The organism is Bacillus mycoides (assembly GCF_000832605.1).
Classification (GTDB): Bacteria; Bacillota; Bacilli; order Bacillales; family Bacillaceae_G; genus Bacillus_A; species Bacillus_A mycoides.
This window is the reverse complement of sequence record NZ_CP009692.1, coordinates 2,706,690-2,725,768: the sequence shown is the minus strand read 5'-3', so window position 1 is coordinate 2,725,768 and position 19,079 is coordinate 2,706,690. Positions and strand designations below refer to the sequence as shown.

At 33.3% G+C, this 19,079-nt stretch carries 17 protein-coding genes and 1 pseudogene; 2 read left to right on the top strand and 16 right to left on the bottom strand.

Going from position 1 to position 19,079, the window contains the following annotated elements:
• Nucleotides 1-653 precede the first annotated feature (653 nt).
• The 7 genes from BG05_RS15975 to BG05_RS15945 all read right to left on the bottom strand — a co-directional run bounded on the left by BG05_RS15975 (nucleotide 654) and on the right by BG05_RS15945 (nucleotide 8,214).
• On the bottom strand, nucleotides 654-1,283 hold the full coding sequence (locus BG05_RS15975) for a class I SAM-dependent methyltransferase (RefSeq protein ID WP_003190390.1): 630 nt from the start codon (nucleotides 1,281-1,283) through the stop codon (nucleotides 654-656).
• 129 nt (nucleotides 1,284-1,412) lie between these two features.
• Nucleotides 1,413-2,408 carry a D-cysteate sulfo-lyase gene (gene cuyA / locus BG05_RS15970; protein ID WP_003190388.1) on the bottom strand — a complete coding sequence of 332 codons (996 nt, stop codon included), beginning with the start codon at nucleotides 2,406-2,408 and terminating at the stop codon, nucleotides 1,413-1,415.
• Nucleotides 2,409-2,676: 268 nt separating this feature from the next.
• Nucleotides 2,677-3,909 (bottom strand): DUF4073 domain-containing protein, encoded by a 1,233-nt coding sequence (locus BG05_RS15965; RefSeq protein ID WP_002185448.1) that lies wholly within the window; start codon nucleotides 3,907-3,909, stop codon nucleotides 2,677-2,679.
• 197 nt (nucleotides 3,910-4,106) lie between these two features.
• Nucleotides 4,107-5,648, bottom strand: a complete 1,542-nt coding sequence (locus BG05_RS15960; protein WP_033734138.1) for a serine hydrolase domain-containing protein — start codon at nucleotides 5,646-5,648, stop codon at nucleotides 4,107-4,109.
• A 554-nt stretch (nucleotides 5,649-6,202) separates the two neighbouring features.
• Complete coding sequence (locus tag BG05_RS15955) at nucleotides 6,203-6,496, bottom strand: hypothetical protein (RefSeq protein ID WP_033708202.1); 294 nt, start codon at nucleotides 6,494-6,496, stop codon at nucleotides 6,203-6,205.
• A gap of 5 nt (nucleotides 6,497-6,501) precedes the next feature.
• Complete coding sequence (locus BG05_RS15950; RefSeq protein ID WP_000903048.1) at nucleotides 6,502-6,702, bottom strand: helix-turn-helix transcriptional regulator; 201 nt, start codon at nucleotides 6,700-6,702, stop codon at nucleotides 6,502-6,504.
• 399 nt (nucleotides 6,703-7,101) lie between these two features.
• On the bottom strand, nucleotides 7,102-8,214 hold the full coding sequence (locus tag BG05_RS15945) for an aminopeptidase (RefSeq protein ID WP_002128085.1): 1,113 nt from the start codon (nucleotides 8,212-8,214) through the stop codon (nucleotides 7,102-7,104).
• A 290-nt stretch (nucleotides 8,215-8,504) separates the two neighbouring features.
• Between BG05_RS15945 and BG05_RS15940 the strand changes: the two genes are divergently transcribed.
• Nucleotides 8,505-9,248 carry a class I SAM-dependent methyltransferase gene (locus tag BG05_RS15940; protein WP_003190381.1) on the top strand — a complete coding sequence of 248 codons (744 nt, stop codon included), beginning with the start codon at nucleotides 8,505-8,507 and terminating at the stop codon, nucleotides 9,246-9,248.
• 308 nt (nucleotides 9,249-9,556) lie between these two features.
• Here the strand turns inward: BG05_RS15940 and BG05_RS15935 are convergent.
• The 9 genes and pseudogenes from BG05_RS15935 to BG05_RS15895 all read right to left on the bottom strand — a co-directional run bounded on the left by BG05_RS15935 (nucleotide 9,557) and on the right by BG05_RS15895 (nucleotide 17,439).
• Nucleotides 9,557-10,962 (bottom strand): annotated as a pseudogene (locus tag BG05_RS15935) (IS4 family transposase).
• Nucleotides 10,963-11,166: 204 nt separating this feature from the next.
• Nucleotides 11,167-11,406: a D-alanine--poly(phosphoribitol) ligase subunit DltC gene (gene dltC / locus BG05_RS15930; protein WP_002128090.1), complete on the bottom strand. Its 240-nt coding sequence runs from the start codon at nucleotides 11,404-11,406 to the stop codon at nucleotides 11,167-11,169.
• Between the two features lie 70 nt (nucleotides 11,407-11,476).
• Nucleotides 11,477-12,643: a D-alanyl-lipoteichoic acid biosynthesis protein DltB gene (gene dltB, locus BG05_RS15925; protein ID WP_002128092.1), complete on the bottom strand. Its 1,167-nt coding sequence runs from the start codon at nucleotides 12,641-12,643 to the stop codon at nucleotides 11,477-11,479.
• Nucleotides 12,644-12,750: 107 nt separating this feature from the next.
• Complete coding sequence (locus tag BG05_RS15920) at nucleotides 12,751-13,338, bottom strand: TetR/AcrR family transcriptional regulator (protein WP_002128093.1); 588 nt, start codon at nucleotides 13,336-13,338, stop codon at nucleotides 12,751-12,753.
• A 349-nt stretch (nucleotides 13,339-13,687) separates the two neighbouring features.
• Nucleotides 13,688-14,647, bottom strand: a complete 960-nt coding sequence (locus BG05_RS15915; protein WP_033708066.1) for an RtcB family protein — start codon at nucleotides 14,645-14,647, stop codon at nucleotides 13,688-13,690.
• 106 nt (nucleotides 14,648-14,753) lie between these two features.
• A complete protein-coding gene (locus BG05_RS15910; RefSeq protein ID WP_002128096.1) occupies nucleotides 14,754-15,266 on the bottom strand; it encodes a hypothetical protein in 513 nt (170 codons plus the stop codon).
• Nucleotides 15,267-15,496: 230 nt separating this feature from the next.
• Nucleotides 15,497-15,715: an RtcB family protein gene (locus BG05_RS15905; protein ID WP_002110694.1), complete on the bottom strand. Its 219-nt coding sequence runs from the start codon at nucleotides 15,713-15,715 to the stop codon at nucleotides 15,497-15,499.
• A gap of 141 nt (nucleotides 15,716-15,856) precedes the next feature.
• Nucleotides 15,857-16,777, bottom strand: coding sequence for a class I SAM-dependent methyltransferase (locus BG05_RS15900; RefSeq protein WP_078206917.1), 921 nt, complete (start codon nucleotides 16,775-16,777; stop codon nucleotides 15,857-15,859).
• Nucleotides 16,778-16,965: 188 nt separating this feature from the next.
• Nucleotides 16,966-17,439, bottom strand: a complete 474-nt coding sequence (locus tag BG05_RS15895; RefSeq protein ID WP_002128099.1) for a DUF4188 domain-containing protein — start codon at nucleotides 17,437-17,439, stop codon at nucleotides 16,966-16,968.
• Nucleotides 17,440-17,946: 507 nt separating this feature from the next.
• Between BG05_RS15895 and BG05_RS15890 the strand changes: the two genes are divergently transcribed.
• A complete protein-coding gene (locus BG05_RS15890; protein WP_003190364.1) occupies nucleotides 17,947-19,071 on the top strand; it encodes an LPXTG cell wall anchor domain-containing protein in 1,125 nt (374 codons plus the stop codon).
• Nucleotides 19,072-19,079: the final 8 nt, after the last annotated feature.

Sequence of the window (19,079 nt, the reverse complement as noted above, 5' to 3'; positions counted from 1 at the left end):
GTTACCTTGTATCTGATAAGGGATAGTTGAAGGTGATTGCATCTGTTAGCTTAATAGAGATGTGGTCGCACCAACAAAACGCGAATTTCGTACGCTAAGATTCTTTCAACATAAAGATTGTTGATAACTTGTACGTGTCAGTAATACCATCTAGCTGTAGAGTGCCGAAAAAAAGTGAAGCAAACAAAATATTAATCTCTTTCTCCCTATTTTAGAAAGAGTTGGAGTAGATTACGTAGTTCCTTTCGTATATTTCATGGTAACTTTTGCTGTTATAGCAATTATATTAGCGGTTTGTGTTTTACTCTATTTAACACAGCAATTATTTTATCTTTCCTTTGGTTCGGTTACCATTTCACTTAAAATACAAATATAATCCGTAACCTAAAAAAATTATTAATATTATAGAAATACTGAGTATTGTGTATATGATCCCTCTTAATGTTGTACTCATATAATCACCCCTCTCACGCTTCAACAATTCCATTATATAACAAATAATTCGTTGGAAGTTTAAAACATGTTTTAAACTAAATTAAGCGAAGTAAGGGATGCCATTTGACTTCCCTTACTTCGCCTTTAAAGAATAATTAGTGAGTAGCTTACACATCAAGCTTATTAAGTAACCTTTCACTATTTTTACACAATTGTAATTATAGTGTTTTTTGACATTTGATCATTATAAATTTAAATGGAGGCTTACTTTCCATATTTTTATGCGGCTCCACAATTTCCGTAGTTTCTATCAGTCCATAGTTTCCAAAGTCTTGTTTTACCGAGTCAACATCATAAAAATACATTTTTACCCCTTCCATTATTTCAAAGTAGTCTTTACCCAGTTGTTTCCCCTTCCCAAACATTGGGGCATCTTTTGAAATAGTAGTAAAAATCATATATCCGTTTGGCTTTAACTGACTATAGCAATCTTTAATAAACTTCTCTCTCTCATCCTTATTCAACAAATGAATAAGTGCATAAGAAAATATGCCATCATACAGTTTGTTATCAAAAGGCATATCCGTAACTGAACCATGGAATAAATTAGCATTAATTTCATTTTCCCTCGCCAATTCGATCGCTGTTTTTGAAATTTCAATACCTGTTACTTGTATTTCGGTATCAATAAAAACCTTTGCATTTCTTCCATATCCAATACCAGGAATCAATATATCCTTCACTTTCTTTTCAAGGAAAAAATCCTTCGTCAAAATTGCGGAATCTGCAGCTTCAAATCCCCACATCATTTGATTTTCTATAAAACTTGCTTCCCAAAATTCTGTCATACATCAATCTCCTTTATATATCGTTGTTTACCGTTGAATGTTGAAAAATCATCGCATATTCACGAAATTGTATCAAATTTCAACATTAATTCAAAACAAAAAGCATTGGATACCCAATGCTTTTTACACTTACGCAAATAGAGACGTATTCGCATATAAAGCTGGTGAACCACCTGAATGTACGAATAAAATGTTGTCTTCTTTATTAAATTTGCCTTTTCTAATTAAATCAATTAATCCTGCTACTGCTTTACCTGTATAAACTGGATCAAGTAAAATACCTTCTGTTTTCGCAAGTAATTGAACTGCTTCTACCATTTCTGGCGTCGGTAACGCGTATCCTGGTCCTACATATTCATCAAAGCATGTAACTGCCTCGCGTGAAATAGAGTTTGGGATACCAACGTGAGCTGAAGTTTCATCTACAAGTTTTGCTACTTTCTCTTCTTGCTCCGCTTTTCCTCTACTTACATTTATTCCGATTACAGGAATTTTACTTTGTGTTCCGGAAAAACCAGTAATTAAACCAGCATGCATACCAGCGCTACCACTTACACAAACAACTGAACTGAAATCAATTCCTTGCTCAAATGACTGAGCCATAATTTCTTGCGCACAAGCAATATATCCCATTGCCCCAGTAGGGTTCGATCCACCAACTGGAATGACATATGGTGTATTTCCTTTTTTACTGACTTCTTTCGCTACTTTATGCATCTCTTCCATAAGGTCTGTTCCGTTTGGTACAACAATTACGTTTTCAGCACCTAATAAATGATATAAGAAATAGTTTCCGTTAAAGTCTGGCTTTTCTTCTGGCTCAAGCCCTTCCTCTAACACAAGAATACATTTCATTTTTTCTTTTACCGCAGCTGCAAGTGTTAGACGGCAATGGTTTGACTGAATACCACCAGCTGTAATTAACGTATCTGCACCCTTTTCCTGTGCATCCGCAACTAGAAATTCTAACTTTCTCGTCTTATTACCGCCAGCTGTTAAACCAAGTAAATCATCTCGTTTAAAATAAATAGTCGGCCCACCAAGTACTTCAGAAAAATTGTTTAATTTTTCAATTGGTGTATATGATTCTGTATATTTTTTTCTCGGAAATTTAGCTAAATTCATCAATAACGCTCCTTTTATACTCTTTCACAGTAAATGTAACCATACTATTATTACATGGAAAAATGATGAAGTCACCTTTCTGGATTAAAAATGTATTAGAATTCGGTAAATGCAATTTATATCAATGATTTTTAACTCCAGTACGGTAAATGAAATTATATGAACGGTTTTCTTAATATATCGATTCAACGACAAAAATATACAAATAGAGGCCCGTTTCTCATCAATCAAAAAAGAACCCACACATTTAAATGTGGGCTCTCTCCAATCACTTATTTGCCGAAAAACGAAGAAGTTGCGTTAATCCTGCTTCTAAATTCATTTCTCCTTTATGGCGTACATATACAATCTTGTCCCCATCAAATTTTGGCGGGTTTGCTGTATAATACGTATGCCACTCATTCGTTCCTTCTACAGAGTACTCCATATATTCAGTAGCACCAACGATTACATTTTTATTATCATCTGCTGTTACATCTGGTGCCATTTGTGCAATTTTTGCGTCACTAATTAATAAGTTCTTTATGCCCTTATCCCGTTTATAATCGTAAGCCGTTACGACAACATCGTTACCGTATGCTTTCACTTGCAATCCTTGTTTGAAAGAAGATCCATCCGGAGCAGTCTTCTCTCCGCCATTTGGTCCAGCTGACATCCAGCCTGTTTCAATTCCGCCCGTATTTACAACCGTAAATCCTTTTTCATCTCCGCCTGTAATTTTCTTTTTACCAGCCCAGTCTGGCAAGTTTAAATCCCAATGCGTATGACTCGTAAAGAAAACAACTTGCGGGTAGTCTTTTAATACATCGTACAATTTATCCACGTTTAAATAGTCTTGTAAATATGGTGATTGTCTTGATCCGGATACAGAATCAGGTAAAACGTGATGAGAGAAAATGAAAATTGGCTTATTTTTATCTTTTTGACTATACTCTTCTAAATTTTGTTTTAGCCATCCTAATTGCTCATCACTCATATATACTTCATCCCACATTTTCGAATCGTGGTATTTCATATATTTTTCAGTTCCTAAAAATAAAAGCGGATAACCGTCTAATTCTTTTTTATGATATACCTTATCTTGTCCGCTAAATTTTAAATATCGATTAAACAATGTTTCTTCCGTTACACCATTTGGCCATGTATTTTGAGAGAGTTTCCCATCAGCTGTCCATTTACCAGCGTAAAATTCATGATTCCCAACAGTTGACCATACATTTTCCGGATGCTTATTCTTGTTTAACACACGCTTCACATCATCATATTGTGACTGCTGCCCAGTTTGCGTTATATCCCCATTCATAATAAGCGCTCTGGAAAGTGGCGTCACTTTGTTCATATCTTTTAATACGTGATCAAAGTCCCCTAAATCTCCTTGAATGTCACTAATAACGTTAAAAGTTGTAGCTGATTTTCGAACTTGCTCTTTCCCTTCCGCATGCATCGAAAGTGTCGGTAATAAAGCTGCCATAACAGCCAATGAAGCTACTGTCTTTTTCATACAAATTCTCTCCCTAATAATAGAATGTATAATCTGACATGTTCTGCTTTCTCTTAGGTGCTTGTCCAATTCATATTATAGAGAGGGATTGTAAAGATAGATGGAGGAAAAATTTAAGTGTTTTTTAAGAGATTTTGTCTTTTCATTGCACTCCACAATTCGAAATTCGCGCCAATCCAGCTTTCTAGCCTTTAACATTACATAAATGTAAATTTTGATGTTAAATCTTTTAGTTTCATACGTTGTTTTTTATTACTTCTAACTTTCGGGAAAAATCCACTAATTAATAATGTTATAATCCATGCCATTATTAGAATAAAATTTATTGTATTACCGGAATTCAAACTAAAAACTCTCCACAAATAGGCAGCACAAAAAACGAGAATAGCAGTAATAATAAGTAAAAATACCCTAACCACTAATCTTATGTAAGGTTTCTTCTCGTGCTTAAAAATGAAAGTTCTTCTCCCTTTGTACAATCTAATCACAAATAGCAGCAAATATAAACCAAGTGTGGCTCCAATAACAATTGATGTAATAGAGTTGTTTTTTCTCTGCTCAGCTAGAGAGAAGTAACTTTTAGGTAATTTTCCAGTTTCATATTCCATCCATGCGTGGTAAATATCCTGTCGTAAGTCTATACCACCTTCACCATTTGTAAGGATTACCAATCCATCCTTTGTATTAGGAATGAAACCATAAAAAGAATGCCAGCCTCGATTGTCACCAGAATGATAAAGTAATTTCCATTGATTAGATAGTTTTTTTTCAAATATACCTAAACCATTCTCCCCTAATACTGGCTTTTGCATTTCCGTAACACGTTCACTTTTGATGACACCATTTCCTTTATTATTTGTATCCATACTTGCAAGTATCAATGTCATCATATCCGTAACATTTGTCTTGAGACCTGCAGCAGCCTGTTCGGTAAATTGGTAACTAGGGAGCTCCTCTCCAAAATATCCATAAGCTTTCGAAAGGTTATGATTTTCAGGGCGTTGTAAGAATGAACTAGATTTCATTCCTAAAGGTTTCATAATTTGTTCTTCCATATAACGATCAAAAGGTATTCCGGTAACCTCTTCAATTACAAGTTGTAAAATTGTATATCCGCCACCAGAGTAAATTGTTTCTGAACCTGGTTTATTGGTAACCTCCACTTGTTCATTAAGCCAAACTTTTCCAGACAGAGACTCCTCAATAGAATTAAGATTTTTCCCTGGTGCAACCCCAAGGTATCCTTTATGTGCAGACAGTCCTGCTGTATGACTTAATAATCTTCTTATCGTGACTTCATTATTATTAAACTCTGAATTAGGTAATTTCCATTTGGTCAGATATTTTCCAACGGGATTATCTAGTGATAAACGACCTTCATCTACAAGATGCAAGATTCCCCACACTGTAAGGCTTTTAGATATGGAACCAGCTTGAAACAAAGTATCATCACTCACCGCTTTTTTTGTCTTTTTATCTACATAACCGTAGTTAAGTGTATAAGCAATACGCCCCTCATGTACAATCCCTATTGCAACCCCTGGTACCCCATAATTCTCCTTCCATTTTGGGACCTGTTCATCCAGCTTTTTTTTGAAATCCTCTATACTCCTATCAGTCAACGTGCCTGATTCTGCCCTCACCACATTTGTAAACCATGCTTCATTCGTAATGAATATACAAATCATTAAACATAAAATACTTTTGCATATTATCGATGCTTTTTTTCTATTCTTCATTTGCTCCACCCCTTTTTTCAGAATATTCTACCCATCAATCAGAGTATCCCATTCTAATATCCCCTTCTATCGATTTTTATTACTTAACCTTACAAAATTGTAATAAAAATCAATAAAACTAATTATTCAGGGGTTTTACTATCCTTTATCCGAGGGCAATGAATTTCATCAACAAGATAGACATGAAGTTATTTATTGTTTAAGTTAATGCCCCAAAAATACTAGTTTGGTGATCTAATAGCTATATTTCCACACTACAAAAATTTATAATAGAAAAGGTGAATTTTAGTTTTAATTAAAATTTGACCAAAGTATTGCTGCAAATATTTATTTTATAAAAAGAAGAAACCCACATATTTTGATTAAAATGTGTGGGTTTTATTTTGGATTCCTTAATTTTTTATGAAGAAGATTAATTATTTTATGTAGCCTACTTAAATAAACACAGCTATTAGTTTAACTATATTCCTTCATGTTTAAAATAGAAATTTCACTTTTTAAAGAAACATGTTGTTCAATTTCCTAACAGAACAAGATAAAATACTTAATACATATTAGTAATTTTTCCTGTTTCTATTGATAAATATAAAAATACTGCCTAACACACTTAATGAAAGCGCAAAATATAACAACAAATCAGGTAGAAATTTCAAAGGAATAATATCAATTAATTGTAAAACAATAATAGAAATGATACCTAAATATAGAATATTATACAAAACATTATTTGTTTTATATAGAATTTCTCTTCCTCTTTCGTCATTTGCTTCATCACTTGATTGAAATTTTATTACATACATCTTACTTATCACTAATAAAACAAATAATAAAATTTTTAACAACAATATATGTATCACTCCTCTAGATAATCAAATACATCGGTTAACGGCTTTTCAAATGCATTTGCGATTTTAAAGGCAAGAATTAGAGAAGGGTTATATTTATTCTTTTCAAGAGTAGCGATAGTTTGACGACTAACTCCCACTCTTGTTGCCAGTTCTTCTTGAGTCCAACCTTTTTCTGCTCGACAAACTACAATTTTATTATGTAACAATAGTAACACCTCTTGAGATAATCGTAATTTATTTCTTGCAATTTGTAAAATATTTTTTACAAATTGTTTTTAAAATTAAAAATACGCATAAAAAAATACACAGAGATTTCTCCCCATGCCTACTAATCCTCTACTTCTTCACCGCATGTACATAATGCACTGTTTCAAAGGCTTCTAAATAAGTGCTAGTTCTATTCACATTATATGGAGGGATTGTAAAGATTGATGTAGTAAAAAATCAAGTGTTTTTCAAGAGATTTTGGCTTATTTCACTCAACAATTACCGAGCCGCGCCAATCTAGCTATCATTTACATTAAATAAATGTAACTTTATACAATGAATTTTTTAGTTTGTTATGGCGGGTTTTAATCTCCTTTACACAATTTCAATAAAGCACTTTACCTTTTTAAATTCTCTTCATTTAATCCGAACAACTCTTGTAAAATAAAACGCCCATCTTTTCTAATTAGTACATCATCGAACCAAACTTCACCCCCGCCATACTCCGGTCTTTGAATGTTTACTAAATCCCAATGTATCGCTGATTTATTCCCATTGTCTGCACCTTGTAACGAATCTCCAATTGCTAGATGAAAACTACCATTTATTTTTTCATCAAATAACGTATTATTCATCGGGTGTAATATATAAGGATTAAACGCTAGTGCAAATTCTCCAATATATCTTGCTCCCTCATCCGTATCAAGAATTCGATTCATTCGCTCTGTATCATTTGCATATGCATCTATTATTTTCCCCTGTTTCATATGTAACTTTATATTTTGAAACGCATAACCTTGTTGAACGGATACTGTGTTAAATGTTATTACTCCATTTACTGAATCTTTGACAGGTGCTGTATACACTTCACCATCAGGTATATTATCCGTTCCATCTCCTTTTAAAACGCCAATTCCTTCAATTGAAAACTTCAAATCCGTACCTTCTCCAATAATCCTAACTTGCTTTGTCTTTTCCATTAATTCTTTTAACGGATTCATTGCTTTCGACATTTTATTGTAATCTAACGTACATACATCATAATAAAATTTTTCATAGGCCTCAGTGCTCATATTCGCTTCTTGCGCAGACGCCGCACTCGGGATTCTTGTTGTCACCCATCTTGTTTTATACACTGCTTCACTATGAGCTTTTCCAAATATCTTTTGATATAATTTCATTTTTTCTGATGGTACATCTGCTAATTCATATGCATTTCTAGGGCTACGGAGATTAATATATACTTGCATCTTACTTAAGCGATAACATTCCCAATCTGCAAATAACTTAAATTGTTCTTCAGATCCTGATAGAATTAATTGCCTTGTAACAGAAACATCACGCATTGATACATGCGCATATCCCCCTGCTTTTTCCACAGACTTAATAATTTCACGAACTACTGCGGGATCTATTTCAGTAACACTTTGAATTAACACATGATCACCAGGCTGCACTTTAGTCGAATGATTGACTAGTACATCCGCTAATTTCGATAGTTCTCGCTTCATTACGCTCTCGTCCCTTCACTATCGTTTCAATAGCTTAATAAAAAATAAAAGGCTCTTTTCGTAAAGATTGTTGCTTATAATTAAAATAAAGGTTAATTTTCTTAATACGGTATAGTATTTACAGCAGATTATTCAGCAAACGGGCAGGATTGTGAAAGTATTGAGTTCGAGATATCTTCCTAAAAACCATTACTATAATAAAAGGATGACAAAATTTTTATGGTTAGTATGATAATTTGGAAACAGAAGTCAGCTTAATCTATGAAAACCTTATCTGAGGAGTGATGTAAGTGAAACAAAATATTTACGATAATCCGAATTTCTTCAAAAACTACACAGCATTGCGTGAAAGTGGAATAAACGCTAATGACTTCATAGAACAGCCAGCAATCAAATCATTAATTCTGTGTTTGAAAGGAAAATCGGTATTAGACTTGGGTTGCGGTGATGGTCATTTTTCAAAGTATTGTATAGAAAATGGTGCAAAAAACGTAATAGGTGTAGACATATCCAAAAATATGATTGAACGTGCTAAAAAGTTAAATCAGGATGATAACATAGAATTTATGTGTCTTCCTATGGAGGATATGGGACTAACCAATCAAAAGTTCGACCTGATTATAAGTTCCCTCTCTATACATTACATTAAAGATTACTCGGCAATGATTCAAAAGATTAATGAACTATTAAAAAGCAGTGGTGAATTTATCTTTTCAACCGAACATCCAATAGCAACAGCTCGCAAAGGAAGCAACCATTGGATAAAAACTGAGGATGGTAATACATCACACTGGGCATTAGATAATTATCAAGAAGAAGGAATCAGAGTACACAACTGGTTTGTTGACGATAGTGTGGTTATTTATCATAGAACTGTTGCCACATTAATAAATACTTTGATTGAACACGGGCTTTCGCTGGATAAAATAATCGAGCCACAATCAACTTTGGCAGGGATAGAGATAATGCCAGATTTAATAAACGAATCGCGAAGTCCATCTTTTATTATAATCAAGTCAAAAAAAACAAAATAATATTTAAAAATATCTACCGCAATCTGAGAGCTTTTATTGAATTACGAAAACAGCCGTTTCACTAAGGAATGGCTGTTTTTTATACTTCACGCAGAAAATTCACAGTGATTTGATTACTGTAAGGATTAAAATAAAGGAAAATTATAGAAAGGATAAAAATGCTTATAGCCGCTGCTACCCCATGCCCATCAACTTAAGAACCAAAACAAAATGAACTTTCGTTCATATGAACGGAAAAACCCTTAAAATACTGTGTATCCTTAAAAATGAGCATGCTAAATAAACCTCAATCGGCCTAATTTCAAAAATTATGCATCTTTCTTTTGCCGGGTCACCTCATTATACTCATAGACAACCCCCATAATATCAAAGACTGTTTTCTTTTCGTATCTGTGAGATTTCCGTCCATTCTTCTGTAGGAGGTGGAACAGCCGAATAAGAATCTTTGTTATTTCTTGGGTGTTTAGTTGCGTAGCTTGATACAAGATGTATAAATGATCTTTAATCATTCCAATAGCTTTATATTCGCTTAATTCCTTTTGTTTCTTTTGTAAAATTAATTGTCGCATTTTAAACATAGTAGAAGAACATAGAAAAATGGCAATGAGTTTTCCATAAACATGGCATTCTAATCGCTCTTGTTTGATATTTTGGCAATGATGAATTTGAAAAAGTGATTTCCAAGTTTTAAATATGATTTCAATTTGCCAACGGAGAGAATAAAAATTGTGTATTGGTAAAATATATGTTCATGCCAGCTAATCGTTTGCTTTTTTCTGAATACGTAATACCTTTTTTACTTTCCGTATACACTTGTTTTTTCATACGCTCACGCAGTTGTTTTTCTGTTAATCGATACATAATCACCCGAGTGAATAGTTTTTTATCCTTTCCAATATAAGCATCTTTTATTTCATAGACCTGCCCTGGTTTTAAGGTATTCATAATGTGTTCTAAATCAACTTTGGTGTACTGAGACTGTTTTTTTACTGTCCCATTTCGAAAATATTCAGGAAATCCATTTTTGATATACACCATATTGTTTAATTTAAGCCGTGATATATAATACACGCCACGTTGGTCCATTTGATCTAAATCATCCAGTGAATAATAGCCTAAATCCCGAATACATAGATCTCCAGGACGTAATGTAGCTAAGCACTCTGTTCCAAAAGTTTTATCATTATTTTTCCCTGGTTCCACTTGGAAATTTAAAAATTGGCCACTATGTAAATCATATTCTAACTGAATTTTTATACCCGCTGTTTGTGCACAACCACCTGATCCAGGATACACACTAGCTAAGTGTTTTGGCACTTGGAAAATCCGTTGCATCTAAAATACGAATTCGTTGAAAATAAGAGATTGAAGAGCCTGGAATCACTGATGTTTCACAAATTTTATTTTTTAATAATGTAGAGAAAATATGTTTTAAAAAGCAAACAGCTTTTTTATTGAATCGCTTATTAAGTCCTTCTGGACTCATAAGAGTTCCTGTAACAGCATGAAGTTGACTACACAGTCGTACTAAAGAATCACTCGCTACCCGCTGACTTATCCAGACACAAATAGTAGCTAAATCATGACCTGAAAACTTACGCTTTCGTTGTACAAAAGCTATTTCTCTAGCAAGTTTTTCTAAAAATGAAGGAGTAAGATGTTGATATAATTCTTCAACAAATAATTGTAGTTCACCTTGAATCGAAAAATTCATAAAAAACGTCATCCTTTCTAATAATCTTGTTTAGAAAGAATAACGTTTTTTTATACTTGGGCATAGTGAATATTTTTAACTTGATGGGCATGCGGATGAACCCAAAGATTGTGAGAGAATCAAAATGTCCAAGTTTTATAGATTTTTTATACCAGGATCACAAAAAGGTCCAATGCTAGGAGCATCTGACCCAAGGTTGCTTTTTCATCGGATATCTTCCAACTTCTTAATAATCATATTTGGTGTTGCCCACTCATCACGATCGAAATCAGAAATAGACACTTCAATATTTAGACGTTCTTGGAATTCTACTAGTAAAGATACTGTAGCAAAAGAATCAAGGATACCTTCTTCAAATAATTGCACATCAGGATTTTCTTTTACAATATCATTTTCACATACTTCTTCTAAAATATCTAATACTTGATTTTTGAATTCTACCATTAAAAAAATCTCCTTTATATCTGAAATGTATTATTAGTAACTTCTTAGTTACAAGAAAAGAAATTACTTATTAAAAATAATTATTTAGGTGACCAGAGAAAATTAGGAAACCGAAACATACGAAATGGAATGTAATCACAATTGCAAGGACATGCATGAACGTATTGTTGGGCCAAAATTTATACTTCTTGTTTTTTCGTTCGAAAATATCAAATAAAATAAACAGAGCAATATGATATAGAGCATAAATCATATATTGAGCAATATGATGACCTGTAATATGCCAAATTCCCATGATAAAAAAGTTCAAAAAGACGCCAATATATGAAATCATATAGCGATTTTTTATGAGCTTTTTCTTTGTGGCAAAAAAGACAAAGCGCATGTAAATAAAATCACGGAGCCAGAATGATAAGCTCATATGCCAACGATTCCAGAAATCTTTAATATTACGACTGATAAACGGTTTATTAAAGTTTTCTGGTGTTTTAATACCCATCATATAACTGACACCGATTACGAATGAGCTATAACCTGCGAAGTCAAAAAATAGATATAAACTATAGCTATACATATAAATCATATTTGATAAAATTGTGTTTTGGTGAGCTATTGTTGCATCCATAATATTTTCTTTTATTAAGTAAGCAAGTATAAATTTATACAGAAAACCTTGAAAAATACGGTTAATACCCATGTATAGTAGATTTTGATATTCTTCAGCACTTGGTGGTTTTTGAATATCTTTTTGGAACCTGCGATACCGATCGATAGGTCCGGTCGAAATGGCAGGGAAGAACAAAATGAATTCCCAGAAATTAAAAAATGAGCATTCTTTAATTAAGCCATCGCGAATTTCAAATACCATTTGTACTGCCCTGAATGTTACATAAGATATACCAGTAAAAACAATGAGTTTTAATTCAGGTACAAATGGTGCGATTTTTGCCAAAATCAGTGGCAAAATCGACAAAATAACAGCCATGTAAAACATGAATGTATTATTATTTTGTTTTCTTAGTAGTAAATAGCCTTTAATAAGGACATATTGCCAAATAATAAATACTGCTAACATCATTGCTTGATTTGGTTTATCCGAGAAGATAATAGCAAGCATAATTAGCGTTAAGACAGCATTATATTTGCGCAACATTTTACCTCTTAATCCAGCTATGATAGTAGGTATCAATAAAATCCCCACTATAGCGAAAAAATAAAATGATCCATATGCGGTCATGCTGTAACCTCACTTTATAATGTTCTACAATCCTACATTCCATTTGGTCTCATGGAATAATGGATTGGCACATGAATTATCTCGGGATTATAGAGTTTAGTAATCACTCATTGCTTCTTTTGGAGGGCAAATTCTGATATAAATGCTTTTTCTATAATCGCATATGCCGGAGCAATTTGTTCCTCTGAAGCCCCATGCATAACTTGTAATGCTAATCCATTCACTGAAGCCAATAAGGCCCTTGAAAATGCTGCTAAGTCAATGATTTCTACATTGGAAGTTTGAACATATTCTTGAATTATGTCTATCAATTGGTTCTGTAGAACTTGAATTTCTTCCATAATTTTCGGTGACCAAGCTGCTGCCGCTAATAAAGTAAAATACACCTTTCTCCATTCAGAATTTTTGAATTGGTGATGTACTACAAATATAAGATTTTTCAATTTCTCTGAAAAATCTTGTATGTTTGAGAGTTCCTTCTGAATTTCTTTAATTTGTTTTTGCATGACATAAGAGGTAGCGTTAACTAATAAACCCTCCTTTGTTGGAAAATAATAGTGAATTAAACTTAAAGTAATTCCCGCTTTTGTAGCAATATCTCGTAATGTAATAGCGGTTGTACCTTTTTCAGCTAAGCATTCAAACGTAGCCATTAGTATTTGATCCCGAGTAGCTGTTTTTTTTGGACTAGACATTGTATTTCACCATCTTATTTTTTATTTGGTCAACCGACCAATTTATACAAACCTATAATAACTTATTAGAGCATTCTTTACAATACTGAGTACCATCCCGTATCCACCAATCTAAGGTTTTAAAGTAACCCCTAAATGAAGATTTTCTTTCTCTATAGTTAGTTATTTTGAGAATTCAGCTCTTTTTTTCTTTTTTGGGGGTATATATTTTTTAAGTTGATGGGCATGCGCTGCTACCCCTATATAAACATTTACATTATTTTTCATAATCCTCCTACTCTACTCCCAATAGTAATATACTGACCACTTTCCAATACTATATTTCATTACAATACAGGTTACTCATCTTTTAATTAGCCTTAAAATTGTAAATCGGCTTAATAATATGTTTGATATCAATTGTTTCTTTTGTATTCTCAACAATTTCATCTATTGGCTTATATACCATTGGAGCTTCATCTAAAGTACTTTCTGCAACAGATGTAGTCCAAACTGATTTCATTGTATTTTGAAAATCCTCTAAGTTAAGTAATTCTTTAGCTTTCTTACGGCTCATAATGCGCCCCGCTCCATGTGGTCCAGAAAAGTTCCAATCTGCATTTCCTTTACCCAATGCAATGATTGAACCGTCTCTCATGTTAATTGGAATGATTACTCGTTCATCTTTCTGAGCTGAAATAGCACCTTTTCGTAAAATCATATTTTCCATATCGATGTAGTTATGAATTGTAGTGAATTGATCTATTACTTTCCAATCCATTCTAGTGACGATTTCATCCATCATTGCTTTACGATTTAACTCCGCATATTTTTGAGCGATTTTCATATCATTCATGTAATCTTTAGATCCTTGTCCTTCTAAATAAGCTAACTCTTTGCGAATCGTCGGTTTCTTAATCCCGCGTATAGCTTCATGTATTTCTTTTTGTCTGCCTTCTTTTGTTAAACGTTCAATGATTTCCTCTTTAATAGATTTAACGTTGATAAGTTGCTCATAAGCAAGGTTTTGATAATACTCTGCTATTTGTTTACCTAAATTACGAGAACCACTATGAATGACAATGAATACATTCCCCTTATCATCCTCATTCAGTTCGACAAAATGATTTCCCCCACCAAGCGTACCAATACTCTTTTGAGCACGTTGTAATGTGAATGGAGCTCTTACACTATCAAAATCAATCATTTTTGAAAATCTATGTTCCTTATCTCGAATACGAAAACCACTTGGGACAAATTGACGAATCGTTTCGTCTAAATGATCGAAGTTGATTTCCTCTTTCTTCTTATTAATCATAACAACTTCCATGCCACAACCAATATCGTACTTATCTCCCAGTTTCCTGAAAGAGTGGACTATACCTTCTCTACGGTCATTGAAGTAAGCAGCTTCTACCATAGGCTCGCCGTATTAACTATTCCATAAAATCAAATTGTTCTTGCCAATGATGGATTCGGTGGCAATTAGCACAAATTAATTCGCACTTATTCACTTCTTCTTCAAGTTTTGACAAGCTATAATGATTGATTGAATTCATATTTACGTTAAAATTTTTAGAGTTTGGATCTACATGATGAAAATCAAAGGCAGGTGTATTCATACCATCATGTTCCAAACCGCACTTAATGCATTTACCACCTAATTTGTTAATGAAGTTGACTCTTATTTCATACGCTCTCTTTTTCCTATAAGCATATCTTTGTTCTCTATGACGATAATTCCATTCGAGTTTGTATTGATTAGGAGTAGTATATTTACGACCGTTATGTCCATTAATATATTTTTTATCTCTGCCATACTTATCTTTGGATTTAATCATTTCACCACAACCACATACACACTCGATCATTGGAGCTTCATCGTAGACCTTTTTGAAATATCTTTGCTTTGGTGTTAATCCATCATTATGAACTTTTCTATTTGCCATTTCGTTATACTCCTTCGACTATATATAGTGTAAAATTATAATAACACCTCCTACATCAACCATATAATTAAAGGTAGAGATTACGGAATAATTCTGCACGAATGTCTGCTAACAATGTGCAAGTCTCTGAACCATTTGACTATATCACTATAGCCTCTGGCTGCTGATTGCCCTCGCCTTTACGTTAGGGTTTCCAGCAATTGAGCGAGTTTTTTAAAGTTGGAGCCGAATTAGTTAACCCCAACTAGATTAGGAACGATTTTATCCTGAATTGTCATTGTTGTCCCAATAGTACAACCTGCGCCCGCATGTGTATCTGGCATAATACGAATCTTGCTATCCTTTACGAATTCTTGGTTACAAAGATCAATAATTTGACCTGCTGCTGTTTCTTCTACGTTAGTAGTAAATACTTTCGCTTCATTGTATTTTCCTTGTAATTTCAACATCTTTTATTTCCCCTTTCCTTTAGTTTCTACAAAACAGATATTCATATATAATACATATTATTATACTTCCTACCACTATCCCCTATTTCCTTTTTCCCCCCAAAAAAGACACAGAGATTTCTCCCCATGCCTACTAATTCTCTACTTCTTCACCGCATGTACATAATGCACCGTCTCAAAAGCTTCTAAATAATCGTTTCGTCCCTCAAAATATAATTTATTAATATCCTCTGGTGATAAGTGCTCATAAATGAGTAAGCCCACCTTCTCTAACAGTGCTTCCATTTCGGTATAAGAAAAACACGATTTCATCGGCTCTCCGCCTATCTCAGCCATCTTTATCATATTTTCAACTCGATTGGATAATCCTTTTTCCGTAAATAAGTTTTCATCGGGATAATCGAAAACGATAGAACTTCCTGCTGGAACTATCTCGAATAAATATTCTATTAAACTGGAAAGTTCCTCTTTCGTTAAATAATACGTAACACCTAAAAGGCTAAAGAAAGTTTTTGTATTTTCAAATCCTTCATTACGTAACTTTTCATAAGGAAATTCTTTTGTAAAATCTATCGAAACAAAATGAAGATTACTTGGAATTTCAAGCCCTGCTTCTTTCACTCTTTCCACCTTAAAACGCTGCGTAGAAGGATGATCCACTTCAAATATTTCTATTTTATTCTCTAACTCTCTATGTCTAAAACTAAATGTGTCTAAGCCCGCACCGAGTATGACGTATTGCTTTGCACCTAATGCAATTTCATGTAATAGCACTCTTTCACAATATGCCGCGCGTGCCAAAGGTGTTGGTGATAATTGAACTTGTGTAATCCATTTTAAAATTCCTTTCGGATTGTCTTGAAACTGCTGTGCAATGTCTTTATTGAAAAAATGTATTCCTTGAACCATGTTCGTTTCAATATCATTACGTTCTTTTTGTGAAATAAGATCTTTAGCTACATAATCATCAAAGATTTTAGAACTATCAAATTCACTATGATACGCCCTTCCGAAAGCTGATACTAACGACGTTACACTTGCTTCACCTTGTTTCATGCACATACACTCCTTCATTTTCACAACAAAAATAGGGTTCCCCTGGCCAGGAGAACCCTATTATACACTTTATTTTTATATTGGTAAATTATAGCATAAATAAGTTTTTTTGTCAAGTTTTCAGCCTGCTAACACTCCGACACTTTGTATATTCTCCGGCAGGAACATCGAAATTATATACGCAATTTTCCGAATTATTTATTCATTCTTTTTTGAGCAGTATTAGTATCTTGAGATACCGGTATGTGTTCGGTAGCTCTAGATAAACCTGTTTTTGGCATATTAACATAGATTGCTTCAGAAGCACCTTTTTCTATTTGATAGGTTTCGTGAAAAACACCGACACTCCCATTATCTTTAATCTTATTATTGTAGGATTTCCAAGCATATGAATGATTTTTTCCGTGAGCATAGTTTACTAATTCGTCGAATCCCTTCCAGTATTGAATTAAGATTACTTTTCTCCAACTAAATAAGAATTCTGTATGTAAGAAACCCCATTGTGGATTTTGATATAATTCTTTAATCATAGGTCCCATAGCATTAAAAACTGGTATCCACTTCCAAAATTTTAATAGGTTATTAATACGCATACCAATAATAAAAACAACAAATTCTTGATCCTTGCTATTGGCTATATGCCTGCCGTTAAAAATTTTAGCCCCCACTTTAATCCCCCTTTTTTACTGAACATAAATAATGTGCAGCTCCCAAATAAACCATAACACTTTTCCATGAATCTTCCAATTGATTCAACATAGATTATGAAAGGCTGTATTTAACTATAAAGGGTATATGTTTCCTACCCTTTTATTATTAATATTTGTTCTAAACCTCCTTTTCACCAGGAACATTTTCATAATATATTTCAATAACGATAGCATTGCCGCTCCCTTTCTAAACAGAATATTTTTTAGTTCATTTGAGTTAGGACAACATCACACTCCTTCGTATTTTTTGCAAGACTAGCTTTCAACCTTGAGGGAACACCCAAAAGCTAATCAACTCCCCTACTCTATGAAATAAATAAGCGAATTTAAAAATTACATAATCATAGATTATTATGCAAATACTTCCTCTAAGCACCGAACATGGTATATAATGATAAAATAATCTACTTCTATATGCTCAATTTTACACAATAGAGTTCACTCATAGGAAAGAGGTACAAAAATATGAAAACAAAACAAACAATCGCTGCTTCTACACTAGCTTTAGCAATGATTGCGGGATCTACCCCTACTCATGCAGAAGTAAATGAAGCTACTCCCCAGCAAAGTACGGGAGATCGCTTAGCTGAAATTAAGCAACATAGACAAGAGTTAGATGCGAAATTACAGCAGCACAAAGAAAATGTGGATCAAACATTAAATGAACTTAACCAAGTTAAGGAAAATGTTGACACAAAGGTTAATGAACTACATGAGCGTAAACAAGTTGCTGATGAAAAAATTAACGAAATTAAACAACATAAACAAGAGTTAGATGCAAAACTTCAGCAAGACAAACAAATTGCCGAGGATAAAATCGCGGAAATTAAAGAGCATAAAAAACAAGTAGATGATAAAGTTGCTGAAATTAAAGAACATAAGCAAAATATCGATAATAAGGTTACTGAGATTAAAGAACATAAACAAACTGTCGATGAAAAAGTGAATGAAATTAAGCAACATAAAGAGAACATCGATCAGAAGGTTAATGAACTTAAGGAAGTAAAAAAACTGGTAGATGACAAATTAGCTGAGTTAAAGAAAGCGAAACAAACTGCTGAGGACAAACTTGCTGAGCTAAAAGAAAATAAGCCGAATACTGGGAACACGTTAGAGGAGCTTAAGAAAATTAAAGGCAATTTAGATAGTCTTTCCGCTAACTTAGAACTAGCTAAACAAGATGTAAAAAACAAACTAGCTGAATTACAAGAAGCTAGACAAGATTTACTAAATAAAATAAACGAAATGAAACAAGCGAAACAAACTGTTTCAGATGATTTAACAAAGAAAAAGCAAGACTTAGATATTAAAATAAACGATTTTAAACATACTGAGAAAAAAATTGATGACAAATTAGCTGAGTTACATACAACAAAGCAAAATGTAGATAACAAAATTAATGAAGTATCACAATCGAAACAAACGCAAACAGACAATAACAATACTACTGTTCCAGCGAAAAACAGTGCTAGAGAACTGCCTAACGCTGGTAGTGAGCAATCAAGTAACGTGCCTTTAGGAATGTTATCTGTCTTAGGTGGACTTTTATTAGTAACACGAAATAAAATTAAAACGTTATTCTCAAAATAAAGCCATTA